The sequence below is a fragment of the Methylocystis sp. S23 genome (assembly GCF_054106005.1).
Genome location: NZ_CM134185.1, coordinates 3,574,914 through 3,599,871, shown reverse-complemented (window position 1 = coordinate 3,599,871; position 24,958 = coordinate 3,574,914). Strand labels below are relative to the sequence as shown.

The 24,958-nt window shown below is 65.9% G+C and carries 27 protein-coding genes; 8 read left to right on the top strand and 19 right to left on the bottom strand.

Annotated features, from left to right (window positions below; genetic code table 11):
* Positions 1–9 precede the first annotated feature (9 nt).
* From ACV7JP_RS17715 to ACV7JP_RS17665, 11 genes are all read right to left on the bottom strand, one after another.
* Entirely contained in the window at positions 10–366 is a 357-nt protein-coding gene (locus tag ACV7JP_RS17715) for a helix-turn-helix domain-containing protein (RefSeq protein WP_457799114.1), read from the bottom strand.
* Positions 367–646: 280 nt separating this feature from the next.
* Positions 647–2,281, bottom strand: coding sequence for an apolipoprotein N-acyltransferase (gene lnt, locus ACV7JP_RS17710; protein ID WP_457796965.1), 1,635 nt, complete (start codon positions 2,279–2,281; stop codon positions 647–649).
* Positions 2,282–2,495: 214 nt separating this feature from the next.
* A complete protein-coding gene (locus tag ACV7JP_RS17705) occupies positions 2,496–3,425 on the bottom strand; it encodes a hemolysin family protein (RefSeq protein ID WP_457796964.1) in 930 nt (309 codons plus the stop codon).
* On the bottom strand, positions 3,409–3,936 hold the full coding sequence (gene ybeY / locus ACV7JP_RS17700; RefSeq protein ID WP_457796963.1) for an rRNA maturation RNase YbeY: 528 nt from the start codon (positions 3,934–3,936) through the stop codon (positions 3,409–3,411). Before ybeY ends, ACV7JP_RS17705 begins: the two co-directional genes overlap by 17 nt.
* Positions 3,933–4,973 carry a PhoH family protein gene (locus ACV7JP_RS17695; protein ID WP_457796962.1) on the bottom strand — a complete coding sequence of 347 codons (1,041 nt, stop codon included), beginning with the start codon at positions 4,971–4,973 and terminating at the stop codon, positions 3,933–3,935. The genes ybeY and ACV7JP_RS17695 overlap by 4 nt, the downstream gene beginning before the upstream one ends.
* Positions 4,970–6,412 (bottom strand): tRNA (N6-isopentenyl adenosine(37)-C2)-methylthiotransferase MiaB, encoded by a 1,443-nt coding sequence (miaB, locus tag ACV7JP_RS17690; protein WP_457799113.1) that lies wholly within the window; start codon positions 6,410–6,412, stop codon positions 4,970–4,972. The genes ACV7JP_RS17695 and miaB overlap by 4 nt, the downstream gene beginning before the upstream one ends.
* A gap of 128 nt (positions 6,413–6,540) precedes the next feature.
* A complete protein-coding gene (locus ACV7JP_RS17685; protein WP_457796961.1) occupies positions 6,541–6,699 on the bottom strand; it encodes a PIN domain-containing protein in 159 nt (52 codons plus the stop codon).
* Between the two features lie 19 nt (positions 6,700–6,718).
* A complete protein-coding gene (locus ACV7JP_RS17680) occupies positions 6,719–6,904 on the bottom strand; it encodes a hypothetical protein (RefSeq protein WP_457796960.1) in 186 nt (61 codons plus the stop codon).
* A gap of 139 nt (positions 6,905–7,043) precedes the next feature.
* Complete coding sequence (locus ACV7JP_RS17675) at positions 7,044–7,532, bottom strand: GNAT family N-acetyltransferase (protein ID WP_457796959.1); 489 nt, start codon at positions 7,530–7,532, stop codon at positions 7,044–7,046.
* Positions 7,533–7,542: 10 nt separating this feature from the next.
* Positions 7,543–8,334, bottom strand: coding sequence for a tRNA (adenosine(37)-N6)-threonylcarbamoyltransferase complex dimerization subunit type 1 TsaB (tsaB, locus tag ACV7JP_RS17670; RefSeq protein ID WP_457796958.1), 792 nt, complete (start codon positions 8,332–8,334; stop codon positions 7,543–7,545).
* Between the two features lie 339 nt (positions 8,335–8,673).
* Positions 8,674–9,234 (bottom strand): NifU family protein, encoded by a 561-nt coding sequence (locus ACV7JP_RS17665; protein ID WP_457796957.1) that lies wholly within the window; start codon positions 9,232–9,234, stop codon positions 8,674–8,676.
* Positions 9,235–9,462: 228 nt separating this feature from the next.
* Between ACV7JP_RS17665 and ACV7JP_RS17660 the strand changes: the two genes are divergently transcribed.
* A complete protein-coding gene (locus tag ACV7JP_RS17660) occupies positions 9,463–10,698 on the top strand; it encodes an FRG domain-containing protein (RefSeq protein ID WP_457796956.1) in 1,236 nt (411 codons plus the stop codon).
* Between the two features lie 16 nt (positions 10,699–10,714).
* Here the strand turns inward: ACV7JP_RS17660 and ACV7JP_RS17655 are convergent, their stop codons facing one another.
* Positions 10,715–10,945: a hypothetical protein gene (locus tag ACV7JP_RS17655; RefSeq protein ID WP_457796955.1), complete on the bottom strand. Its 231-nt coding sequence runs from the start codon at positions 10,943–10,945 to the stop codon at positions 10,715–10,717.
* A gap of 108 nt (positions 10,946–11,053) precedes the next feature.
* Between ACV7JP_RS17655 and ACV7JP_RS17650 the strand changes: the two genes are divergently transcribed.
* Entirely contained in the window at positions 11,054–11,452 is a 399-nt protein-coding gene (locus ACV7JP_RS17650; RefSeq protein WP_457796954.1) for a nuclear transport factor 2 family protein, read from the top strand.
* A gap of 95 nt (positions 11,453–11,547) precedes the next feature.
* On the opposite strand, the gene aat is transcribed toward ACV7JP_RS17650, so the two are convergent.
* The 7 genes from aat to lptG form a co-directional block, all read right to left on the bottom strand.
* On the bottom strand, positions 11,548–12,216 hold the full coding sequence (gene aat, locus ACV7JP_RS17645) for a leucyl/phenylalanyl-tRNA--protein transferase (protein WP_457796953.1): 669 nt from the start codon (positions 12,214–12,216) through the stop codon (positions 11,548–11,550).
* A gap of 299 nt (positions 12,217–12,515) precedes the next feature.
* A complete protein-coding gene (accC, locus tag ACV7JP_RS17640) occupies positions 12,516–13,874 on the bottom strand; it encodes an acetyl-CoA carboxylase biotin carboxylase subunit (RefSeq protein WP_457796952.1) in 1,359 nt (452 codons plus the stop codon).
* Between the two features lie 9 nt (positions 13,875–13,883).
* A complete protein-coding gene (gene accB / locus ACV7JP_RS17635) occupies positions 13,884–14,468 on the bottom strand; it encodes an acetyl-CoA carboxylase biotin carboxyl carrier protein (RefSeq protein ID WP_457796951.1) in 585 nt (194 codons plus the stop codon).
* A gap of 18 nt (positions 14,469–14,486) precedes the next feature.
* On the bottom strand, positions 14,487–14,918 hold the full coding sequence (gene aroQ / locus ACV7JP_RS17630) for a type II 3-dehydroquinate dehydratase (RefSeq protein WP_457796950.1): 432 nt from the start codon (positions 14,916–14,918) through the stop codon (positions 14,487–14,489).
* A gap of 258 nt (positions 14,919–15,176) precedes the next feature.
* Positions 15,177–15,977, bottom strand: a complete 801-nt coding sequence (locus tag ACV7JP_RS17625; RefSeq protein WP_457796949.1) for a DsbA family protein — start codon at positions 15,975–15,977, stop codon at positions 15,177–15,179.
* Between the two features lie 107 nt (positions 15,978–16,084).
* The gene (locus ACV7JP_RS17620) at positions 16,085–18,682 is read right to left on the bottom strand and encodes an LPS-assembly protein LptD (RefSeq protein ID WP_457796948.1); all 2,598 of its coding nucleotides are present in this window, start codon (positions 18,680–18,682) and stop codon (positions 16,085–16,087) included.
* Positions 18,682–19,767 carry an LPS export ABC transporter permease LptG gene (gene lptG / locus ACV7JP_RS17615; protein WP_457796947.1) on the bottom strand — a complete coding sequence of 362 codons (1,086 nt, stop codon included), beginning with the start codon at positions 19,765–19,767 and terminating at the stop codon, positions 18,682–18,684. Before lptG ends, ACV7JP_RS17620 begins: the two co-directional genes overlap by 1 nt.
* A 339-nt stretch (positions 19,768–20,106) precedes the next feature.
* Here lptG and ACV7JP_RS17610 point away from each other — a divergent pair, with 339 nt between their 5' ends.
* The 6 genes from ACV7JP_RS17610 to ACV7JP_RS17585 all read left to right on the top strand — a co-directional run bounded on the left by ACV7JP_RS17610 (position 20,107) and on the right by ACV7JP_RS17585 (position 24,940).
* A complete protein-coding gene (locus tag ACV7JP_RS17610; protein WP_457796946.1) occupies positions 20,107–21,651 on the top strand; it encodes a leucyl aminopeptidase in 1,545 nt (514 codons plus the stop codon).
* 215 nt (positions 21,652–21,866) lie between these two features.
* Complete coding sequence (locus ACV7JP_RS17605; RefSeq protein WP_457796945.1) at positions 21,867–22,274, top strand: DUF4383 domain-containing protein; 408 nt, start codon at positions 21,867–21,869, stop codon at positions 22,272–22,274.
* Positions 22,275–22,341: 67 nt separating this feature from the next.
* Entirely contained in the window at positions 22,342–22,647 is a 306-nt protein-coding gene (locus ACV7JP_RS17600) for a BON domain-containing protein (protein WP_457796944.1), read from the top strand.
* 60 nt (positions 22,648–22,707) lie between these two features.
* Positions 22,708–23,193 (top strand): DNA polymerase III subunit chi, encoded by a 486-nt coding sequence (locus tag ACV7JP_RS17595; RefSeq protein WP_457796943.1) that lies wholly within the window; start codon positions 22,708–22,710, stop codon positions 23,191–23,193.
* Positions 23,190–23,894 carry a class I SAM-dependent methyltransferase gene (locus ACV7JP_RS17590; RefSeq protein ID WP_457796942.1) on the top strand — a complete coding sequence of 235 codons (705 nt, stop codon included), beginning with the start codon at positions 23,190–23,192 and terminating at the stop codon, positions 23,892–23,894. Before ACV7JP_RS17595 ends, ACV7JP_RS17590 begins: the two co-directional genes overlap by 4 nt.
* Positions 23,891–24,940, top strand: a complete 1,050-nt coding sequence (locus tag ACV7JP_RS17585) for an ABC transporter ATP-binding protein (protein WP_457796941.1) — start codon at positions 23,891–23,893, stop codon at positions 24,938–24,940. The genes ACV7JP_RS17590 and ACV7JP_RS17585 overlap by 4 nt, the downstream gene beginning before the upstream one ends.
* Positions 24,941–24,958 lie beyond the last annotated feature (18 nt).

Here is a 24,958-nt window from a genome sequence, read left to right as displayed (position 1 = left end):
CGACTGGATCTAGCCCTCGTCCTGCTCGGCCAATGTCGTCACGAGGTCGAGAACCCGCTTGCGAATCTTGGGATCCTTTATGCGGGCGAAGGCGCGGTTGAGATGCAGGCCCTCGGCGGTCGAGAGGAAGTCGACGACGTATTGGGACGAGCTTTCCTCGGCGAAGCCGTTCCCCTCGGCGACGCCCAGGGTCGGCGCGCCTTCGAAGAAGAAGGACGGAGGGACGTTCAAGGTCTTGGAAATCTGCTGTAAACGGCTCGCGCCAATCCGGTTCAATCCCTTCTCGTATTTCTGGACCTGCTGGAAGGTGAGGCCCAGAGCTTCGCCGAGCTTTTCCTGACTCATCTTCATCAGGATGCGCTGCATCCGCACGCGGCTGCCGACGTGACGGTCGATCGGATCTGGCGTCTTCTTCACGTTTAACGACCTCCTGCCGCGTTTTAGCCGAACGCTGATCAAATGCAAACAGGATTAATGTCGAGCAGTCTGAATTCGAACAAGTAAAGTTATCGTTCTTCGCAGTCCTCGCTTTCGCCTGGCCGTATCGACGGCGACGCCGATTGAGCCAAATCAATAACCTTTGAGTGAAAGATCGGTTGAGCGGCATTGTCGACTTTTCATAAGGACAAGTCTTCACAATGCTTTCTCAGCCTCGCCATCTCCCGGCGAGCGCCGCGCCCAAAAATAAAGTCCAGAGGACGAGAAACCCGCTTGCGCCCCATTTTGCGAAGACGGTCTCCGCCGCAGCCTTCGGCAAGGCGCCGTCGATCACGCCTTCCTCGCCGAGCGGCAGCGACTCATTCACGCGTCCATAAGCGTCGACTATGGCGGAAATGCCGGTATTCGCGACTCTGATCAGCGGCAAGCCTTCCTCGATCGCCCGCAACCGCGCCTGCGCGAAATGCTGATAGGGTCCGATGGTCTTGCCGAACCAGCCGTCATTGGTGAGGTTGAGCAGGAGCTGCGGCCGATTGCCGCCTTTGTCCCTTTGCGCCGCTTCGCCCGGAAAGATCGCCTCGTAGCAAACGAGCGGGGAGATTGGCGGCAGCCCGGGAACGGCGAGCGTTCTCGGCCCCTGTCCCCGGTCCCATGCGCCTGGAACGAGATGCGAGATTCCCAGCGGCCGCAGCAGCCCCTCGAGCGGCAGATATTCCCCGAAGGGGACGAGATGCATCTTGTCGTAGAAGGCCAGGATGCGGCCGTCCTGGAGCGCCTCGATCGAATTGAATATCTTGCCGCGCTTTCCGCCGCCGTCGCCCTCGACGCGCGCCGCGCCGGTGATGAGAATTTTGCCTTGCAGCGCCTGCGAGATGGCGGCGAGGGCCTGAGGCTCGCGCGAAAGCACGTAAGGAAAGGCGGATTCCGGCCAGATAAGATGGGTGACGTCGGAAATTCCCGTGCGCCCCGGCCCGGTCGCGCGGTCCGAGAGCGCCAGATAATGGCGCAATATTTCCGCCCCGTTCTCCGGCCTGAACTTCGCGTCCTGCGGCAGATTGGGCTGCATCAGCCGTAGCTTGACGCCCTCCACAAATTCGGCGTGGCCGGTCGCGAGCCGAAGCGCGCCATAGGCCGAGAGCGTCAGGAGGAGAAAGGCGGCGGTCCAGGCCGCGGCGTTGGACGGAAAGCGCTGTCCGGGCCGGAGATCGACGATGGTCGCGGGCGCGGCGAAGATCACGATCGCCAAGAGGTCGAGGCCATGCAGGCCGACAAGCGCGGCCGCTTGTCCGAGCGGCCCGGCCTGCGCCAGCGCCATGCCGAAATCGTTCCACGGAAAGCCGGTGAGAAGGCGGCCGCGCAGCCATTCCGAGGCGCCGAGCCCGGCGGCGAGCGCGAAGACGCGCAGGCTGCCCGAGGACCAGAGCAGGCGGGAGAGCGCGAAGCCGAAGGCGGGGAAGAGCGCCAGCGCGGCTGGGAGGCCAATCACGGCGAGCGGGATCGCCCAGGCGAACTGGTCCGCCTCCACCAGCATGGCCGCGCCGAGCCACCACAGGCTCGCCAGAAAATAGCCGAAGCCGAGCCACCAGCCCGCGGCGGCGGCCGCGCGGATCGGCGCGAAGCTGAAGCGCGCCCCGCGCGCCGCGGCGCCGTCGATCAGCCAGACGGCGGCGGTGAGCGGGACGGCCATGGCCGGCGCGAAATCGAACGGGGGGAGGGCGAGCGCGCCAAGCGCCCCGGCGACGAAGGCGACGGCGCGCCGCGCCCAGCCATCGGCCAGAATGACGCGCTGGGGCAGAGACGACAGTCCCGCCCGCGCGCCGGAAATTTCGGCAGTCTGCGCCATGGCGCTGGAGTTCCCCGCGAATCGGCGATTCGACTCTAGTCGCTTTCCAGCCGAGGCAAAGCCCGGGATCGGCTATAGTTCAGGCAATCAGGCGAAACGGGCCAACAGCGGGAATTGGCTTTTGCGCGGAGCGCGTCCACAAGGTCGACCGACGCCTTGTCATTGCGCGCGGACGCCCCTGGATCACTACGTCGCCGGCGGCTAACGCCGCGGGCTAGGGATGGCGCCGCGCCCGCACCCGCAGCTTGCCGACGCGGCGCGGATCGGCCTCGACGATCTCGAATTCATAGGCTTCGACCGGCGTCGCGATGATTTCGCCCCGCATCGGGACGCGCCCGGCGAGCCAGGCGACGAGCCCGCCGATCGTCGTGACTTCCGCCGGCGTGTCCTCGAGCCGGAAATCGACCCCGAGCCGCGCGGCCACCTCGTCAAGATCGGCGCGCGCGTCGACGAGATAGTCGCCGTCGTCGAGCTCCTCGATCTCCGGCGGCTCGGCGACGTCGTGCTCGTCCTCGATATCGCCGACGATCATCTCCATGATGTCCTCGATCGTGACGAGCCCGTCCGTCCCGCCATATTCGTCGATGACGAGCGCAAGATGGGTGCGCGTCGTCTGCATGCGGATCAGGAGGTCGAGCGCCGGCATGGAGCGCGGCACGAAGAGCACCGGCTTGAGCAGATTGGCGTCGGAAACCGGCGAGTCGAAATCGATTTCTTTCGCGCCCGCCTCCGGCGCGTCGTCTTCTCCCGCGCAGATGGCGAGATGATTGACGAAGTCGCGGATATGAACCATGCCGCGCGGGTCGTCGAGCGTCTCGGCGTAGACGGGCAGGCGCGAATGGCCGGCGTCGCGAAACACCGCCAGCGCCTCCCGCAGGGACGCGCCAAGCGAGATGGCGATGATGTCCGCCCGGGGGATCATGGCGTCCTCGACGCGCAGATCGTGCAGGCCGAGAACGTTCTTCAGCAGCGCGCGCTCATGGGGCGTCACATCGCCGGCGGCTTCCTCAAGCGCGTCTTCAATGTCTTCGCGGACGGAGGCCGGCGCCAGGCCCAGCAGGCCGCGCAGCCGGTCGATGAGCGTCACGCGCGGCTCGTGGCCGCGTCTTAAAGGCTCCTCGGCGTTTTCAGATCGTATCGACATGACCTTCGTTCAGTTCGCCCGCTTCATCCTCTTCGCCGGCCGCCTCGCCGGCGTAGGGGTCGCGCAAGCCCAACCGCGACGCGATCCGTCTTTCGAGGCCCTCCATTTCTTCGGCCTCGGCGGCAGTCTCGTGATCATAGCCGATCAGGTGCAGAAATCCATGGATGACCATGTGGGCGGCATGGTCGCGCAATGATTTTTCCTGCTCGGCCGCCTCTCTGGCCACGGTCTCGTAGGCGATCACGACGTCTCCGAGAAGCAGGCGGGCCGAGAGGGGGCCGGGCGTCGGAAAGGACAGGACATTGGTCGGCTTGTCCTTGCCGCGCCATTCGGCGTTGAGTTCCCTTATTTCAGCGTCGTCGCAAAATGTGACGCTGATTTCACAGCCGACGGCGGGCTCCGCGCCGCTCTCGGCGAGGCTCGTCTCGACGCAGTCGCGGGTGAGGCGCTCCAGCCCGTCGACGCTTTCCCAGGCCTCGGCGGCGACGTTGATGTCGACTTCCATGCTCATGCTTCGCCGCGCGGCTTGTTTCTGGCGCGGGCCGCGCGGTCATAGGCGCCGACGATCTGGCGCACCAGATCGTGACGGACGACGTCGCCTTCGGAAAATTTGACGCGGCCGACGCTGTCGATCTCGGAGAGAAGCGAGATCGCCTCCGACAGTCCCGAGACTTGGCCCGGCGGCAGATCGGTCTGCGACGGATCGCCCGTGACGATCATGCGCGAGCCTTCGCCGAGGCGGGTGAGAAACATCTTCATCTGCATGGAGGTCGCGTTCTGCGCCTCGTCGAGCAGGATGCAGGCGCGCGTGAGGGTGCGGCCGCGCATGAAGGCGAGCGGCGCCACCTCGATGATGCCGGTCTGCATGCCGCGCTCCACCATGCGGGAATCCATGAAATCATGCAGCGCGTCGTAGATCGGGCGCAGATAGGGATCGACCTTCTCGCGCATGTCGCCGGGCAGAAAGCCGAGCCGCTCGCCGGCCTCGACCGCCGGGCGCGAGAGGATGAGGCGCTCCACCGCGCCCTGCTCCATGAGCTGAACGGCGTGGCCGACGGCGAGCCAGGTCTTGCCGGTGCCGGCCGGGCCCGAGCCGAAGACGAGCTCATAGCGCTTCAAGGCGCGCAGATACTGGTCCTGCGCGGCGTTGCGGGCGCGCACAAGCCCGCGCTTGCGCGTGATGATCTGCTCGAAGGCGCCGCGCGCGGGCTCGGCGTCGGGGAAGAGGCTGCGCTGGCGGGCCGTCTCTTCGATCGCGCCGTCCACGTCGCCCGGCGTCACGGCCTGCCCCTTGGCGATGCGCTCATAGAGCGCCTCCAGCACGCGGCGGGCGTGCTCGCAGGCCTCGGCCTTGCCCTTGAGCGTCACGTGATTGCCATTGGCGAAGGACGCGATCTTCAACCGGCGCTCGACCCTGGCGAGATTCTGGTCGTAATGTCCGAAGACGAGGGAAGCGTATCTATTGTTTTCGAAGGCCAGGGTGATTTCCGCGTCCGGCTCGGCCGCCTCGTCCCGGCGTCCGACCGTCAAGCCGTCAATCGTCGTCAAGCCTTCGCCTCCTTGGCCTTGCCCGTGAGCCGGCCCGCCAGCGAATTGGAGCCCGCCGCGACGATCGCAACCGGCGCGACGCGCCCGATCATCTCGGTGGGGCCGCTGACATGGACAGCTTGCATATAGGGGCTCTTGCCAGCGATTTGACCCTCGTGGCGGCCGGGTTTCTCAAACAGCACGTCGATCGTCCGGCCCACCGTCGCGCTGTTGAACGCTTGGCGCTGCTCTTCCAGCAGCGCCTGCAGCGCGGCGAGACGCGCGCGCTTGACCTCTTCGTCGATCTGATCGCCGCGCTCGGCGCCGGGCGTGCCGGGGCGGGGCGAATATTTGAAGGAGAAGCTCGAAGCGAAGCCGACCTCGCGCACGAGCGCCATCGTCGCTTCGAAGTCTTTGTCCGTTTCGCCGGGAAAGCCCACGATGAAGTCCGACGACATGGCCACGTCCGGCCGCGCCTTGCGCAGCCTGGCGACGATGTCGAGATAGTCGGCCGCTTCGTGCCTGCGGTTCATGGCTTTCAAGATTCGGTCGGACCCCGACTGCACCGGGAGATGGACATAGGGCATGAGCTTCGGAATCGATTCATGCGCGTCAATCAAATCCTGCGCCATGTCGACAGGATGACTGGTCGTATAGCGCAGCCGCTCTATCCCCTGCATTTCCGCGAGATAAGCGAGAAGGCGCGCAAGGCTCCAATCCGAGCCCTTTTCATCCGCGCCGCGATAGGCGTTGACGTTCTGGCCGATCAGCGTGATCTCGCGGACGCCGGCGTCCACGAGCCGGCGCGTTTCGGCGACGACGTCCGCCACAGGGCGGGAAACTTCCGCGCCGCGGGTGTAAGGAACCACGCAAAAGGAGCAGAATTTGTCGCAGCCTTCCTGCACCGTGACAAAGGCGGAGACGCCGCGGGCGCGGATCTGGGCGCGGCTTGGGTGGGGCAGGGCGTCAAACTTGTCCTCGACGGCGAATTCCGTGTCCGCGAGGCGCCGGCCGTCCTTCGTCTGTTTCAAGAGGTCCGGCAGGCGGTGATAGCTCTGCGGGCCGACGACGAGATCGACCGCGCGCTGGCGCTTCAGCACCTCCTCGCCCTCGGCCTGGGCCACACAGCCGGCGACGACGATCGTCATGTCCCGGCCCTGGGCCTCGCGCGCGCGCTTCTCGAGCGCCAGCTTGCCGAGCTCGGAATAGATCTTCTCGGCGGCCTTTTCGCGAATATGGCAGGTGTTGAGGATGACGAGATCGGCCTCGGCCTCCTCGACGGTCTCGGCGTAGCCCTCGCGGCCGAGCAAATCCGCCATGCGCGTCGCGTCATAGGCGTTCATCTGGCAGCCATAGGACTTGACCAGAACCTTGCCGCCCGGGCCGCTCCCGTCTTGCGGGGCCGCCGTCTCGGGGGACGCCTGAAGCGCTTCAGCGGCGTTCGAAACGGGGGTGGAAATCTTTGACGCTCCTTTAGGCCTGAAGGCGCGACTCGCTCGCGGCCCAAGCTCTTCGGAACTATTATAGCGGTTTTCGAGAGGACAGCCGACTCGAATATTCGATCGAGCATGGCCAAGCCGGATGCGCCTCAGATCGCGCGAACCGGTCCCGGGTAGCGCGACAGCGCCTTGTCAGACGTCAGCAGGAGAAGCCCCTCGACGATCGCTTGCGCAAGAAGAAGCCGATCGAATGGGTCCTTATGTAGCGCGGGCAGCGCTTCGACGGCGAGCGCATGCTCGGCAAGCACCGGTAGCTCCTCGAAATTATTATCGAGGAGCTACCGGTGCTTGCCGCAATTCGCCCGCGTCAACAACGAAATCGGTGCGGCCCCGACCATTCTTGATGATGATTTCCCACAGGCTGGCGACACTGAACGTAATGTCGTTGCCGCTGTCCTTCAACAGCGATTGCACGTCGCGCGGCAGCGTCATGGCCGCGCTTGTCGCGGCCATCCACGCCACGCCACGATCAAATCTGAGAACATGAGCCGAACATACTGTCTCCGCGCGATGCATTTCGCGATCGCCCGGTGTGGATGCCCGCGACAAGCGCGGGCATGACGGCGGAAAGTGAGCTGAAATTAACCCGAGTTCACATCTCCAGCCGCAAATTCACCGCCGCGCGCTTCGTCCCGTCGGCGCGCTGATAATAGTTTTCGCGCCGGCCGATCTCCTTGAAGCCGAAGCGGTAATAGAGCTTCAGCGCCGCCTCGTTATCGTCGGCGACCTCGAGAAAGACGAGCCGGGCCCCGCCGCGCTCGAGATTTTCGAGATGCTTGTCGAGGATCATGCGCCCGAGCCCCGCGCCCCGGCGCGCCGGATCGACGGCGAAAGTCAGCACCTCGGCGTCGGGCGGAAGCAGGCGGGAGAGGATGAAGCCGCCCAGCTTCCCCCGCGCGCCCTCGGCGACCGCGCCGTCGGCGATGACATGGGGATCGGTGAGATAGCTCTCGAAATCGATCTTGGACCAGCCGAAGGCGAAGGAGGCGCCGTGCAGCGTCTCGCATTCTTCCGCGCGCTCGGCTCCGATCGGCCGAACGACAAAGGTCGGCTTGGCGAAAAAACTGGTCAGCAGGCTCATGGGAGAGAATCTACGCCTGCACGGGCGCCGAGGCGAGCGCTTCCTGTGCGGGCGCGCTTTCCGGCGCCGTCTCGGCGGCCGCGGCTTCCGCCTCGGGCGCGGCGGGCGGCGGTTCAGCGGCAGGAGCGGCTTCCGGCTGCTTGCCGGGAAGGGTGACGTCGGGCTCCTTGAGATAGAGCGGCTTCGCCGGCGCGGTCTCGGGCCGCGCGGCGAGGCCGAGCCGGGCGACGAATTCGATGTCGGGCGAAGCCCGCTCGCTGACCACTTTCGCCGTCATGCCCCGCGCGCGGGCCTCTTTCGCGAGCAATTCGGCGCCCGAGCCGATCAACACCAGAGGCCCGTCGCCCAGCGCGCGCAGCGCCTCATGGGCGCCGGCGCGGCGCGGGGTCAGCAAGGCGCGGCCGTCGGGGCCGAAGGCCGCGACATAGACCTTGCCGTGCCGCGCGTCGATCGCGGCGGCGACGACGCCGTCGAGCGCCTCCAAAATCAAGGGCGCGGCGAGCGCGGCGAGCGTCGAAACGCCGACGACCTCCGCCTTGCAGGCGAGCGCGATCGCCTGGCCCGCGGCGAGGCCGATGCGAATGCCCGTGAAGGAGCCGGGACCGACCGCGACGGCGACGCGGTCGATCGAGGAGAAGCCGCCCTCGACCTTGCTCATGACCCGCTCAATGAGCGGCATGATCGCTTCCGCATGCCCGCGCTCCATGGCGAGGGTCTCGGACGCGATGGGCTGCGCCGCGTCCTGGTCGAGCACGCAGGCCGATACGGCGGGCAGGGCGGTGTCAATCGCAAGGATTCGCATGCGCGGAGCATATGACCCTTTTGGGGCCGCGATCAACAAAGGGTGGTAACGGCCAAACAAATCCCGGCAATTTTTAGGACAGAAGCGCGCCTGAAGGCGCGCTCCTCAAGGCGACGCGGCAAAATGAGCGCGCCAATGGCGTCATCGCCCTCTCCCGCTTGCGGGGAGAAGGCAGGGCGAAGGCCAAGGGAATCACCGCGATCTCTATCGATATGCCAGCAACTTCCGGGCGTTCACGAGATTGACGCCTTTGCTTCGCCCCTCGCCCCAACCCTCTCCCCGCATAGGGCGTCAAAAGACGCCCTATGCGGGGAGAGGGAGCGCGCCGCGTCGCCTAAGTCAGGCCGGTTCGACCGATTTTACCTGCGGAACGAAGTGCCGAAGCAGATTTTCGATGCCGTTCCGCAGCGTCGCGGTGGAGGAGGGGCAGCCCGAGCACGCGCCTTTCATGGCGAGATAAACGACGCCGTCGCGGAAGCCCCGGAACACGATGTCGCCGCCGTCGCCGGCCACGGCCGGGCGCACCCGGGTCTCGATCAATTCCTTGATCGTGGCGACGGTTTCGGCGTCGGCGGGGTCGTAGAACTCCCCGCCCAGGTCGGTCGCGGCGGCGCGGCCGTCCGTGAGGAGCGGCGCGCCCGACGCGAAATGCTCCATGATCGTGCCGAGAATGGCGGGCTTGAGATGCGCCCAGTCCTTCCCGTTCTTGGTGACGGAGACGAAGTCGCCGCCATACATCACCGCCTCCACGCCCTCGATCGCGAGCAGCGCCTGCGCCAGAGGAGCGTTGGCGGCGGCGTCCGCCGAACGGAACTCCATGGCTCCCTGGCCGAGCACGTTCTGGCCGGGGAGGAATTTCAGCGTGGCGGGATTGGGGGTGGCTTCGGTCTGAATGAACATGGATGGGCCTCCTGCGCCCGGTTCAAGGCCGGGGGATTGGCGCGTGCTTAGCACAAATTCGGCGCGCAGCGATATGCGCCGCCTTCATGTGGGCGTTCGAGCGCTCCGTTGAAAGCCGCGGGAGCGGTCATGGGGTTCCCCGCTCAAGGAGCTTTGTTCTTGCCGGCGCGGCGGAAGATAGTAGGGTTGAGCCGATTTTTAGAGCGGAATTTCAGAGGCGGGGGTCCGATGGAGCCGACGCACGCAGCGCGTATGAAGATAGGTAGCTGGGCTGATTTCAATCGGGAATTGGAGCCTCATCTCGATGGAAGCTGGCTTTTTCGCGGAGTCGCTTCGGCGAATTATTCACTGGCCCCGTCGATCGGCCGCGTGACGCCCTCGCAGCCTAAATATTCAGCCGCGGCGGAGGAGGAAATCTTCGAGAAGTTCAAGCGCGAGGCGATTCCCCATCTCGCTTATCTGGGCGCGCGTCCGTCCGACGAGTGGGAGTGGCTCGCGCTCGCTCAGCACCATGGGGTTCCCACCCGTCTCCTCGACTGGTCCGAGTCTCCGCTCGTCGCGCTTTTTTTCGCCGTTCTCGAAAACGAGGTCAGCGACCAAATGGACGCCGGCTTCTATATTGTGAAACGGCCGACCGCCGTTCCGGCGAAGCGACCGAAAACGCCTCTGAAGCTTCTGAAGTCGAAGACCCCTTATTTCTTCTATCCGGGTTACGTGACTCCCCGTCTGGTGTCGCAGCGGGGCGTTTTCACGGTTCACCCCATCCCGGACGAACCATGGCAGCCCGAGCTCGAGGATCCGGCCAGCGTCAAGCTCCTGGCCATCGACCGCAATTGCAAGGCGGACTTCCGGCGGAAGCTCGACGCGACGGGCGTTCATCACGCGATGATCTTCGCGGATCTGGACGGTCTGTCCCGGCGGCTTGTCGCTTTGCGAAAATACAGCGTCCGCCCGCCCCAGGCGCCGCCCCTCCCGCTATCGCCTCCCGCGCCGCTCGCCCCTCCGCCGTCTCCGGACGCCGTTGAGCCGCTTTCCGTCTCCGACGCGCCGACGGCCGCCCCGCCTGTCGTTTCGTTCGAGAAGACGGAGCGTTCGTCGCGTCCGGCGGCGAAATATAATCCGGCCGATCCGCAGAAGGGGCAATGGGGCGGATCGCCGAGCGCGAATGGCTGGACGCTCAGCGCCGAGGTCGTCGAGGTCCAGACGAATTGGTTCAAGATCATGCTCGCCGTCGCCCCCGAGCGGGGGTCGGGGAAGAAGTTCAGCGGCGACGTAAAATTTTATCTTCACGACACGTTTTCGAAGCCGATCGAAACCGTCCGGCCGAGCGGGGGCAAGGCCATGCTGACCACCTGGGCCTACGGCGCCTTCACCGTCGGCGCCCTCGTCGCGCAGGACGAAACCCGGCTTGAGCTTGATCTGGCGGAGCTTGAGTCGGCGCCGGAACGATTCAGGACGCAGTAAGGCTGGCCCTGAGGGCTCAATTGCCCCGGCGGCCCGCCGAGCGCACGCGCCAGCGTCTCAGCGCCACCGCCGACCAGACGGCCTCGACGAGGCCGAAAGGCCAGGCCCCTTGCAGAAACCCGTATAGGGAGCCCAAGGCGCAAGAGGCGGCGAAGCCGAGCACGAACCAGTGGCTGCGCTCTTCCAAGGCGTAAGCGAGCAGCATGGCGCTCACGGCGAAAAGGCCGAAAAGGGTCAGCATGTCCATTTCCTAGCGACGCAATTTCCGCGCCGGCGTCAGCCGCGCCGCATCGGCCGGCTGTCGGAGAGGCGCGCCGCTATTGCCATATGGGGGCGAATCCCGCACTGTTTCCTTATGGACGAAGACAGCCTTCTCGCCGCCAACGCCGCCTATTACCGCGCATTCTCCGCTCGCGATCTTGCCGCCATGGAGGAGATTTGGGCCGAGGACGGCGTCAGTTGCGTGCATCCGGGCTGGCCGGTGGCGCTTATCGGGCGCGCCCCGGTTATCGGCTCCTACCGCGACATCTTCCGTAACCCTTCGCAGGAGGCGGTCGCCGCGGAGGAGGAGCAGCCATTGATCGAAGGGATCGACGGGCGGGTGTTTTGCGCGGAGTCGGTCGGCGGCGGGCTGTTGCTGGCGACCAATTGGTTTCGCTTCATCGATGGCAAGTGGCGGCTTCTGCATCATCAGGCCAGTCCGATCGCCCCGCCGCCACCGGCGCAGAAGGAAGCGAAGCGCTCGTTTCATTGACGGCCGAATGGCTGGCGCGCAGAGCCGTGACAGCCGCCTGGACTGCTTCGCCTTCGGTTCGCCATGACGCCGCGAAGCGTCGGGCGGAGACCGTATCAGTCCTCCAGGGCGGCGATCGCCTGGCGGCCGGGGACTTTCTCCTCCGGCTTCCAGACATGGAAATTCGCGACGACGCAGAGCGCCTCCTCCAGCGCCCGGTGATAGGCCTCGCGCGAAATCTCGATCGCGCCCAGCGAGGCGAGATGCGAGGTCATGAACTGCGTATCGAGTAGCTGGAAGCCGCCGGCCCGCAAGCGCGCCACCAGATGCGTGAGAGCCACTTTCGAAGCGTCGCGCTCGCGATGAAACATGCTCTCGCCGAAAAAGGCGCCGCGCAGGGCGACGCCATAGAGCCCGCCGACGAGGTCGCCGTCTCGCCAGCACTCGACCGTATGGGCGAAGCCCATGTCGAACAGCTCGCGATAGAGACGGCGGATCTCGTCATTGATCCAGGTCTTTTCGCGGTCGGGCGCGGGCGCCGCGCAGGCGTCGATCACCGCGTCGAAATCGCGATCGACCACGACTTCGAAACGGTCCGATTTGACCGTCTTGGCGAGCGAACGCGAAACGATGAACGTATCGAGCGGAAAAATCGCGCGCTTCTCGGGATCGACCCAGAAAAGCTGGTCGTCGTCGGCGCTTTCCGCCATGGGAAAGAGGCCAATGGAATAAGCGCGCAGCAGAAGCTGCGGCGTGATGGCGTAGGGCGCGCCGGGTCGGGACATGCCAGACAGTTTAGCGTTTCTCGGCGCGCGCGCCAGTGTCTCGCCGGGCGTGGGCAGGGCAATCGGTGAATGCTGGGCGTTAGTGAATCCCTCCCCTTTACGGGGAGGGTGGCCCCGCGAAGCGGGGCCGGGTGGGGTCAAGCCCCACCAATTTTATGGCGCGCGAACCCCACTCGGCGGTCTTCGACCGCCGACCTCCCCGTAAAGGGGAGGTATAGGGCGGCTAACGTCCGAGATTGTCGTGCTTCGCCCGATCGCCCTGATCTCCCCATAAATGGGAGGCGGCATTTCATCCTTGCTCAGAACCCCGGCTCGATGCCCCCAGTCGCGAGGAAATGCTCCAGCCAGTGGATGTCGTAAACTCCGTTCTGCACGTCGGCGTTGCGAACGAGGGTGCGGAACAGCGGCAGCGTGGTGTCGATGCCGTCGACGATGAATTCGTCGAGCGAGCGGCGCAGGCGCATCAGCGCCTCGGTGCGATTACGGCCATGCACGATCAACTTGCCGATGAGCGAGTCATAGTTGGGCGGAATGGCGTAGCCCTGATAAACCGCCGAATCGACGCGCACGCCGACGCCGCCCGGCGGGTGATAATAGGCGATGCGGCCGGGCGACGGGCGGAAGGTCAAGGGATGCTCCGCATTCACGCGGCATTCGATCGCATGCCCGTAGAACTGAACGTCTTCCTGCCTCATCGACAAAGGCGATCCGGCCGCGACGCGGATTTGCTCGCAAACGAGATCGACGCCGGTGATCGACTCCGTCACCGGATGCTCGACCTGAATGCGCGTGTTCATTTCGATGAAATAGAACTCGCCGCTCTCATAGAGGAACTCGATCGTGCCGGCGCCGGCATATTGCAGTTCGCGCATCGCCTTGGCGCAGGTTTCGCCGATCTCGCGGCGCTGCGTGTCATTGAGCGCGGGGGAGGGGCTCTCCTCGAAGACTTTCTGGTGACGGCGCTGCAGCGAGCAATCGCGCTCGCCGAGATGGATCGCCTCGCCTTTGCCGTCGCCAAAGATCTGGACTTCGATATGGCGCGGCTTTTCGAGATATTTCTCTATATAGACCGTGTCGTCGCCGAAGGCGGCTTTCGCCTCGGTCCGCGCCGTCGCCATGGCGACGGAGAGATCATGCGCGTCGCGCGCGACTTTCATGCCGCGCCCGCCGCCGCCGGACGCCGCCTTCACCAGCACGGGGAAGCCGATCTTCTGCGCGACCTTCAGCGCCTCCTTCTCGGAAAGCACCGGCCCATCCGAGCCCGGCACGCAAGGAATTCCGAGGCGCTTCGCCGTGGCTTTCGCCTCGATCTTGTCGCCCATCAGGCGGATATGCTCCGACTTCGGGCCGATGAAGGTGATGTTGTGCTCTTCGAGAATCTCGGCGAAGCGGGCGTTCTCGGAGAGGAAGCCGTAGCCGGGATGCACGGCGTCCGCGCCGGTGATCTCGCAGGCCGACAGAAGCGACGGGATGTTGAGATAGGAATCGCGCGCCGTCGCGGGACCGATGCAGACGGATTCGTCGGCGAGCTTCACATGCATCGCATCCGCGTCGGCGGTGGAGTGCACGGCGACCGTCGCGATGCCCAGTTCTTTCGCCGCGCGGAGAATGCGCAGCGCGATTTCGCCGCGGTTGGCGATGAGAATCTTATCGAACATTCGCGAACCTTATTCGATCACGAGGAGCGGTTCGCCATATTCGACCGGCTGTCCGTCTTCGACAATGATGGCCGTCACCACGCCCGACTTCGGCGCGACGATGTCGTTGAAGGTCTTCATCGCCTCGATCAGCAGCAGCTTGTCGCCGGCCGAGACGCGCGAGCCGATCTCGACGAAGGGCTTCGCGTCCGGATTGGGGCGCAGATAGGCGGTGCCGACCATGGGCGATTTCACGGCGCCCGGATGGTCCGCGAGCGATTCCTCGACGACCGGCGCCGGCGCGGGCGGCGGCTTGGGCGCGGGAGCCGCCGGCGCCGGCGCGACGGCGGGGGCGGGTGCATAAGCCGGCGCAGCCGGCGGCGCGGCGATGGTTACGGTGGCGGGCGGCGGCGCCGGGGTGCGCGCGGCGCGAATGCGCAGGTCGCCTTTTTCGATCTCGAATTCCGTCAGGTCGCTCTCGGCGACCAGCTCCGCGATGGTGCGCAGCAGCGCCGGATCGACGACCGGCGCCGGCGCGGCGCGCGGAGCGGCGGGGGCGGCGGCCGAAGCGCGGCCGCGCGTGGCTTTGGAAGGCGGTGTAGCTTTGCGCGCCATTGGTTTCCCAGGTCTTTCTCAGATGTTTTCGAGAACGGCCTCTAGGGCCAGATAATATGAAAGCGGGCCGAAGCCGAGGATCACGCCCCGCGCCGCCGGCGAGATATATGAGTGATGACGGAAGCTCTCCCGCGCATGGACGTTGGAGAGATGCACCTCGATCACTTCCGCCTTGGCGCCTTTGATCGCGTCATGGAGCGCGACCGACGTATGGGTGTAGGCGCCGGCGTTGAGAATGACCGGCGCGCCGGCTTCTCCCGCCTCCTGTATCCAGGTCACGAGGTCGCCCTCATTGTTCGACTGCTTGAAGACGAGCGAAACGCCGCGCGCCTTGCAGCGCTCTTCGAGCTTCGCGCGGATGTCGTCGAGGGTCGCGGTTCCATAAATGCCGGGCTCGCGCTTCCCGAGGAGATTGAGATTGGGACCGTTGAGCACGTGGACGGCGGACATTGCGTTCCCGAACGATCAGAATCCTCGATAGCGCGACGCGCGCTTTCTCTTAGCCTCATTGTCGCCGCAAAGGAAGCCCGCCGCGACCCGAGCCCATGGCGATCGGATGGCAGGGCCGCCCTCCCCGTAAAGGGGAGGGATTGGCTCATGTCCAGCGTTCACCCGATAGTCCTGGACCCGAGCGCGATCGTGAAAAACGCAAAATCCTGCGCCCGGAAACGCGGCTCCAGCCGCTTCGATGCGTCGCGCGCGAGGCGCTCAGCAACTCGCCTTGCCGCATTTGCGCATATTGTCGACCTTCGCCTTGAGCTGGCCGAAGGGAAGGCCGCCGACAATGGCTTCCTTGCCGATGACCCAGGAGGGCGTTCCGTCGAATTTCAACTGCTCGGCGAGAGTCGCGACTTCCTTCAGCGCGGTCTGCGTCTCCGCGCTGTTGGCGTCCTTCTCGAGACGGTCCATATCGGCGCCGACTTCCTTCGCGGCGGCGAGCGCCTGGGCCTTGCCGATATGGCCGCGCGTGGAGAGAAGCTTCTTGTGAAACTCCCAGAATTTCGCAGGGGAGAGCTGAATGCGGGCGGCGGTCGCGACATGCGCGGCCTCGACCGAGTCGGCGCCGAGGATGGGGAAGTCCTTCAGGACGACGCGCAGCTTGGGATCGCCTTCGATGAGCTTCGCGACGGAAGCGAGCGACTGTTTGCAATAGCCGCAATTGTAGTCGAAGAATTCGACGAGGGTGACGTCGCCGTCCGGATTGCCGACGACGGCCTGGTTCACCGAATGGACGATCTTCTCGCTTTGCTCGACGACCGCCTTTTCGCGCGAGGCGAGCTCGGCGGCCTCCTCGCGCTTCTTCAGCTCGTCGATCGCCTCGCGGATCACTTCCGGATTGCCGACCAGATAATCGTGGATGATCTTCTGTATGCCGGCCTTCTGCTGATCGGTGAAGGCCTCATTGGCCCGCGACGGCGTCGCGGCGACGAGGAACGCGCCGGCGGCTGCGCCCGCGAGCGCAAGAGCGCGCCACGTGACGAGGGCGGCCGGGAAAAGGGAGCGGCGCATCTTTTTCTCCTTCTTGCGCGGGGCTTTCGGCTGACGGGCTTTTAGCAGACGGCCGCAGCCGTGTCATTGGCGGGCCATTGGCGGCGGGCGACCGGGAAAAGCCCCGGTCACCGAATGTAGCTGCCGCCATATCCGCCGGAATAGGCGCCGCTCGCATTGCGGACGCCGTCATTCACCAGCACCGAGCCGAGTCCGTAATTGAAGCGCGCTTCGCCGAGCGTGCGGAAGCTCAAGGTCACCATCACCGACTGGTTGCGCGCCGGCAGGCCCGTATAGGATTGCGGCTGGTAGATCTGCGAATAATTGATGGACAGGGTCGTGCATTCGTCGTGATAGCCGACGCCCGCGCCGAGCGCCGCGACGGAGAAGAGCGGCGCCGTGCCGATGAGGTTGATGCCGGTGAGATTGGTGTAGAGCGCCGGCTGCTGGGTGAGGTTGTTGTAGAGGTAACGGCTCATGTCGAAAGTGACCGTGCCGTTCAGGAAATAGTTCTTCGTGAGGTCGTAGCGGCCGGTGGCGGAGAGGCCCTGGCGGCGCATGTCGAATCCGATCGCCGGCTGCGACGCGTAATTCGCATATTGCAACTGGAGGGTGACCGGTTCGAAATTGAAGGTCGAGAACAAATCGATGCGCTTCGCGTTGAGGTCGCTCTTGTCGAAGCGGCCCTTGGCGACGAAGCTGACGAAGGCGTTCGGCGCGAAGGCGAAGCGGCCGACGAGGTCGGAGACGCGCGAGTCGAGGCCGGAATTCAGGCCGACATTGGCGGCGTCGGCCGTGGAATAGGAGTTCGAGCCGGCGATCTGCGAGGATTGCCCAACCATGGCGTTGACGAAGCCGCCATTGGGCAGCGACAGCGTCGCCTGGCCGCCATAATTGAGGCGCGTGCCCGTCTCGAAGCGGTCATAGCCGGAGAACTTGCTCCACTCGAACAGCGTCGAATCGTCGAAGACGAGGCTCTGCGCGTCCATATTGACGAGAGAGGGAATCGACGTCTGGTTCGGGCGCGCGATGATCTGGGCGATCGGCTCGAAAACGATGTTGCCGATGGGGCTGCGCGCCAGGATCGGGTAGCGCCATTCGGCGCCGAAGCCCGGCGTCGCCTGTCCGCGGAAGCGCTGGTCCTGGCCGTTGAAGAACAGGCCCTGATTGGCGTTCGGGATCGGCTGCCAGAAGCCGTTGTAGATGGGGTAGAGACCTTCGCGGTCGTAGTCGAGATAGCTGCCGACGAAGCGCGCAAAGGCGAAGGCCGTCCAGACGCCGCCGATCGGATCGATGACCTTGCGCTTCCAGTTCCCGCTGATCGTGGCGTGCTCATAGCTGCCGCCGACGCCGCGCAGCAAGCACTGGCTGCGCGCCGGAATGACGTCGCGCGTATAGAACTGGCAGACATTGTAGAGGCCGTAGATGCTGTCCAGCGTGCGCGGGTTGATCGATTCGTAATTCGCGACGTCGGCCGAGGTGCTCGTGACGTTGGCGTCGACCTCGATCTGGCCGCCAATGCCGGCGGTCCTGGCGGGATCGACGTCGAAGACGCGGTTATAGTCCATCACCGGATGGACGATGGGCTGCTGCGCCTGCACGTCGTTGGGCGACAGGCCCTGGAAGTAGTAGCCGCGCAGGTCGAAATAGCTGCGCGGTCCCTGGCCCGTCAGATAGATCGTCGAGGACGACTCGCGGAAGAAGTAGTTTTGCAGGAGGTAGTTGTACTGCTTGTAGTCCTGCAGGAAGTAGCGGTCCGAAAGCGCCGTGATGTCCCAGCCGAAGCGCCAGCGATCATTAAGCGCGAATTCGCCGATCGACTGGACGGCGCCGCGCCATTCGCGGTTGCGCGCGCCGAGCGGGGCCGGGGCGAAGGCGCCCGGATCGCCGACATGCGTTCCTTCGGCGCGCACCGAGAAGCCGCCATTTTCAAAGCGCTTGCGGAACTCGCCTGTGAGGAACGGGCCCTGGCGCGTGAAGATGGTCGGCGTGACGGTGAGATCGGCGTCCGGCGAGATGGCCCAGAAATAGGGCGCGCCGAAGCCGGCCCCGAGCTGCGAGCGATAAGTGAAGACGGGCGTCAGGAAGCCCGATTTGCGCTTCACCGACGGATCGGCCGACGACCAGAAGGGCACATAGGCGACCGGCGTTCCGAGAAGCTCGAAAGTGGCGTCCTCGTAATAGATCATCTTCTCGACATTGTCGTGGATGATCCGCTTCGCCTTCACCACCCAGGTGCGCGGCCTGGAGGGGTCGTCCCTGCAGGCCTCGCAGGCCGTGTAGGAGCCCATCTCGAACGTCGTCTCGTCGTCGGCGCGCTCGGCGCGGGCGGCGCTCATATGGGTGTTTTCGGGCGTGTCGACCTGAAGGCTCTCGATGAAGCCGGCCTTGAAGTCGTCGGTGAGGTCGAAACGGTCGGCGCGCGCGATCGTGCCGTCCGTCTCGGTCAGCCTGGCGTGGCCTTCCGCATAGACGCGCGACGTGTTGCGGTCGTAGACGACGCGATCCGCCTCGAGCAGGCGACCCTTATAGAGGATCTGCACCTGTCCGCGCGCGGTGACGGTGTTCTTCTTCTCGTCATAGACCATCTCCCTGGCCTCGACGACCATGCGCTCGCCGGCGGCCGGGGGCGCGGCCTGCGCGGATGCGGCAAGGAGAGTCGAGGCGCCGGAGAGGGCGGCGACGGTCGAGAGGAGGGCCGAAAGGCGACGGAGGCGGCGACGCATCAACCATCCTCCGAATAAAGCAAGGTAAGCGTGCCCAACATGCTCCCGACAAGCGCAGGCGACCAAGCGGCTACGAGGGGAGAGATCATTCCCGCGCCGCCGAGATCAGAGAGGACCTTGGTGACGATGTAAAGCACGAAGCCTGCCACGACGCCACCGGAAAGGGTTTTCGCGACGCCGCCAAATCGAAAGAACCTTAATGAAAAGCTAGCCGCGACGAGAACCATGGCGACGAGAAGCAGCGGGCGCGCGAGGAGCGTCTGGAATTGCAACCTGTAGCCGGTGGCGTCGAGCCCCGCCTCGGCGGTGCGGGCGGTCATCTCCGGCAGCGCCCAGAAGGGCGTGCCGGAAGGCGGCGTCGTCGCGGCGGCCGCCTGTTCGGGGGTGAGGTCCGTCGCGAGCATATAGGCGCTGACTTGTCTCGCGGGCTCGCCCGGCGCGCTGACGGTCGCGTCCTTCAGCACCCAGACGCCCGGCTCCAAATGCGCCTTCGCCGCCTCGACGCGCTCCACGAAGCCGCCATCGGCCGAATAGATATTGACGCTCACGCCTGTGAGGTCGACGCCGGCATTGGCCGTCTCCATGGCGTGGATGACGGCGAGCCCGTCGACGCCGTGCTGGCGCAGCCAGACGCCATGGTCGATCCGGATGCTGCCCGGGCGGCCGAAAATTTCCAGCTCCATCTGATCGGAGCGCTGCTTCATCTCGGCGGAGAGCGGATTGTAGATCGTCACCGAGACGACGCCGATAAGGAGCGCGGCGAGCGCCGGCGGCGCGATGAACTGCCAGACCGACATGCCGGCGGCGCGCGCCACGACCAGCTCGAGCTTGCGGGTGAGGTCGACGAAGGTCGCCATGGAGCCGAAGAGGACGGCGAAGGGGAGAATCATCTCCGCGGCGGCGGGCACCTTCATCGCGGTCATCAGCGCCACCGCGCCGGCGCCGGCCGCCGGATTGTCGCTCGAACGCCGCAGCATCTCGACGAAGACGACGACGAACATCAGGCAGAAGATGGTGAAGAAGATCGCGAGAATCGTCTTCGTGAAGCGCATGGCGAAATAGCGCGTGATCGTCACGCCGATCATGAGGGCGCTCCGACGCGGAGAGCCGGACGGATCGGCGCGGGGCTTCGCGTCAATGTCGTCATCGGCCTCGGCTCGCCCCTTTCAATCAAGACATTCGAAGCCGGCTTAGGCTTTCATTAACGATCGCTAGACGCTCGCGGCGGCCTAGGCAAGCGGCGCCTCGCTCCCCAGCGGCGCCCCAACGCATTCATTTTGCGAGCGTTGCTTTTCCGCAACGGGCGCATTTTTGGCGCGGATCGCGGCGTTTTGGGGGCATGATTTGACCCGCGCCCTTGGCCGGGATATTGCGCGCCCAATGTTCCTTTAGCGCGGCCAGTCGGCCCCCAGCGAGGCTCGTCCATGTCTCTCAACGCGAAATTCGAGGTTCTGTCCTTCGACGAGGCGGAAGCCGCCCTGCGCACGCCCGAGGACGCCGGCCGTCCGCGCGCGCTCGTCGTGTTCGCCGGGACCGACCTCGCGCTTGGGGACCGCGCCAAGGCGCTGCTGACGGACGCCCAGGCCCAGCTCGAGCGCGCCGCCGCGGCCGCCAAGTTCAAGGGCAAATCCGGCTCGTCGCTAGAGATTCTCGCCCCGGCCGGCGTCCCGGCGAGCCGTCTCCTGCTGATCGGCGTGGGCGCCGGCAATGCCGACGACGCCGACAAGCCCGCGAAATTCGAGGATTATCTGTCACTTGGCGGCCAGACGGCGGCCAAGCTCGGGCATGGCGCCTCGGCGGTGGTCCTGTTCGATCTTCCGGAGGCGCCCGCCGAGCCGGCCGCGGCCACCGCGCAATTCGCGCTGGGCGGCTGGCTGCGCGCCTATAAGTTCGACCAGTACAAGACCAGGAAGAAGGACGAGGAGAAGGACGGCCCCGTCGAGGTCAGGCTCGGCGTCGCCGACGCCGAGAGCGCCAGGGCCCTTGTGGCCGAGGCGTCTCATACGGCCGAGGCCGTGGTTCTCGCCCGCACGCTGGTCAACGAGCCCGCCAATGTCCTGTCGCCGGCGGAGTTCGCCCGCCGCGCCTCGGAGCTGATGAAGCTCGGCGTCGAGGTCGAGATTCTCGACGAGAAGGCCATGGCCGAGATGGGTATGCGCGCGCTGCTGGGCGTGGGGCAGGGGTCGGAGAACGAAAGCCGTCTCGTCGTGCTGCGCTGGAACGGCGGCGCGCCGGACGCCGCGCCGATCGCCTTCGTCGGTAAGGGCGTCGTCTTCGACACGGGCGGCATCTCGATCAAGCCGGCGGCGGGGATGGAGGATATGAAGGGCGACATGGGCGGCGCCGCCGCCGTCACCGGCGCGCTCCACGCCATCGCGGCCCGCAAGGCGAAGGCCAATGTCGTCGGCGTTCTCGGCCTCGTCGAGAACATGCCCGACGGCAAGGCCCAGCGCCCCGGCGATATTGTGAAATCCATGTCCGGCCAAACCATCGAAGTCATCAATACGGACGCCGAAGGCCGTCTCGTGCTGGCCGACGCGCTCACTTATGTGATCGAGAAGCACAAGCCCGTGGCCGTCGTCGACCTCGCGACGCTCACGGGCGCGATTCTCGTCGCCCTGGGGCAGGAATATGCCGGGCTCTTCTCCAATAATGACGAGCTGGCCGATCGCCTCACAAAGGCCGGAACGGCGACGGGCGAGAAGCTGTGGCGTTTCCCCATGGGCCCCGCCTACGACAAGCTGATCGACTCGAAATTCGCCGACGTCAAGAATACGGGCGGCCGCAATGCGGGCTCCATCACCGCCGCGCAATTCCTGCAGCGCTTCGTCGGCAAGACGCCCTGGGCGCATCTCGACGTCGCCGGCACGGCGATGGGCTCGCCCGCGAGCGACGTCAATCAGAGCTGGGGCTCGGGCTATGGCGTGCGCCTGCTCGACCGGCTGGTGAAGGATTATTACGAAGGCTGACGTGCCCACGCCGTTGCGACGAGCGATCCGCGAGCCGAACCCGGCTTTGGACCGCTTCGCTTCCGCTCGCAAGGACAGATTGCGCCAAGCGCAATCTAAGCCTTTGTTTTTCATTTGAAAACCTTTCGCTCTGTCCCACCTAACGGCGATGTGTGGCTACAGGGAATGCGCGCATTCCCTGTACGCATCATGCGAAAGTGCGAAAGGAACCTCCCATGGCTAACGCCTTTGCCGGTCGGGGCTGGAGCAGCGCCGACACGCTCGCCAAGATTTTCGGCGCGATCTTCATCATCGCCGGAATCGTGGGCTTCATCCCCAATCCCCTCGTGTCCTATCGCGGCCTCTTCGAGGTCAACACCTTCCACAACATCGTCCACATCGTCTCGGGCGGCATTCTTCTCGCAAGCCCCTATTACAATGCGCCCGTAATCACCCTGCGCGTATTTGGCGTCATCTACGCGATCCTGACGATCCTCGGCTTCATCTCCCTGGATTCGCTCAGCTCGATGGGCATGGCGTCGAACCAGGCGGACAATTGGCTGCACCTGCTGCTCGCCGGCGCGCTGCTCTGGGCGGGCTTCGCCATGCCCGCGGAGGAGCGGGTCACGACAGCGCATATGTGAACGTTCACGGGGAAGCGTTTCCGCGCCGCGGCTCGAGCGCCGCGGCGCGCGGCTATTGGAGGCCTGAATGACGGCGCTGCCGCAGGACGTGAAAACGGCGATCGTCGAGGCGCTGCGCGAGAGCGGGGTCGATCTTTCCCGCATCCTCGTGGAGCTCCATGGCGACGAAGTCGTCGTGAAGGGCGACGTGAATACGGAGGAGGAGAAAAAGGCGGCCGAGCAGGCCGTCGAGCGCCTGTCGCGCCGGGCGAAAATGCGCTGCGAGCTCACCGTCTCGCTCCTCTATGAGGCGGGCAAGGACGAAGTCTACGAGGCCGGCGTCGAATCCTTCCCCGCGAGCGACCCCCCGAGCTGGAGCGGCGGAAAAGCCTAAAGGCTTGCGCGCCGCCGCCGAATTGGCCATCAAAGGCTCCGCCGCCGGTCGCGAGGGCCAATGGTCGATATTTCCTTCTACCACCATCAGACCCGCAGGATTGACGATACGCTGCCCATCCTGCTGGAGCGTTCGCTCGCGCGCGGCTGGCGCGTGGTCGTGCAGGCGGCGAGCGAGCCGCGCCTCGCGGCGCTCGACCAGCATTTATGGTCCTACCGCCCCGAGAGCTTCCTGCCGCATGGGACGAGGCGCGACGCCTCGCCCGAGACGCAGCCCGTCTATCTGACCTGCGCCGACGAGAATCCGAACGGCGCGGATGTGCGCTTCTTCATCGAAAGCGCGCATATCGCGCCGATCCTTACCGGCGACGCCGCGCCGAAGGAACGCGCCGTGCTGCTCTTCAACGGCGACGATCCTAACGAGCTCGCCAACGCCCGCGCGCAATGGAAGGAGTTGCGCGACGCGGGCCGGACGCTCGTCTATCAGCAGCAGGACGAGAACGGCCGCTGGGTGGAGAAGGCGCGCGAACCCAAGGCGACGTCATGAGCGGGGCGGATTTCGCCGAAAGGCGCGCCCGCGCGCGCGAGAAGCTCGACGCCATCGACCCGCATAAGAGCGCGGGGGGCGTCGCTGCCGATCCGCGCCGGCGCGAATGGTTCGAAGCGGTCTACGAGCTTGCGGGGGACGATCCGGCGGGCGTGCCCTGGGCCGGCCTCGCCCCGCATCCCGTGCTGGCGCAATGGCTCGACGGGCGCTCGCTCGCGGGGCTGCGCGCGCTCGACGTCGGCTGCGGGCTCGGCGACAACGCCGAGGCGCTCGCAAGGGCCGGCGCGCGCGTCGTCGCCTTCGATCTCGTGGCGCGCGCGGTGGAATGGGCGCGACGGCGCTTTCCACAAAGCGCGGTCGACTATCGCGCCGCCGATCTTTTTCACGCCCCGCCGGAATGGCGCGGCGCCTTCGGCCTCGTGCACGAGCTTTACACCTTGCAGGCGCTTCCGGAGTCGCTGCTGCCCGATGCGGCGCACGCGCTGGCGTCTTTCGTCGCGCCCGGCGGCGTGCTGCTCGTGATCTCGCGCGCTCGCGACGCGGCGCAGGAGATTGTGGGCCCGCCCTGGCCGCTGACGCGCGCGCGGATCGAGTCGCTCGCAGTGGACGGATTGCGGCTCGCTTCGCTCGAAAACATTCCCGCAACGGAAACGGCCGTACGTCACTGGCGGGCGGAATTTCGCCGCGGGGGCGCAAGGTGAGCGCGCCGCTTCTCCGCGTCTCCGAGGTGACGAAGAAATACGGCGCCGTCGTCGCGCTCGAAGGCGTGTCGATCGAGGTGGGCGCCGGCGAATTCTTCGCTTTGCTCGGCCCTTCCGGTTGCGGCAAGACCACGCTGATGCGCTGCGTCGCCGGTTTCGAGACGCCCGACAGCGGCCGGCTCGCCTTGGCGGGCGCGGATCTCGCGGGCGTGCCGCCCCATCGGCGGCCCGTGAACATGATGTTCCAGAGCTACGCGCTCTTTCCGCATCTCAACGTCTTCGACAATGTCGCTTTCGGCCTGCGCCGCAAAAGCGAAAAGGCGGAAGCGATACGTATGCGCGTGACCGAGTTGCTGGAGATGACGCAGCTTTCGTCCTTCGGCGCGCGGCGCGTCAACGAGCTCTCGGGCGGCCAGCGCCAGCGCGTCGCGCTCGCCCGCGCCTTGGCGCCGCGTCCGGCGCTGCTGCTGCTCGACGAGCCGCTCGGCGCGCTCGACCGCAAGCTGCGCGAGGAGACGCAGTTCCAGCTCAAGGAAATACAACGCAAGACGCGGACGAGCTTCGTCATCGTCACTCACGATCAGGACGAGGCGCTGGCGCTCGCCGACCGCATCGCGGTGATGCGCGCGGGCCGGGTGGAGCAGATCGCGCCGCCGGTCGAGATTTACGAGAAGCCCGCGACGCGCTTCGTCGCGGGCTTCGTGGGCGAGACGAATTTCATCGATGGCGTGATCGCGCGGGACGGCGGCGCGGCTTTGGCGACATCCTTCGGCCGCCTTCCGCGCGCGGAATGCGCGCTTCCCGTCGGCGCGCGCGCGACGCTGAGCGTGCGGCCGGAACGCATCGACATTTCTCGCGAAGGGGAGGGGATTGCCGGCCGAGTCGAGGACTTCGTTTTTCGCGGCGAATATACGCTGCTGCGCGTGCGCGCCGCGCCGGACGTCGTGCTGCGCGTCGGCGCCTATGACGGCCGCTTCGCGATCGGCGACGCGGTGAAGCTGACGATCGCGCCGGATGCGGGCGTGTTGTTCGCGGGGGAGGCATGAACGGCGCTCGCAACCCTT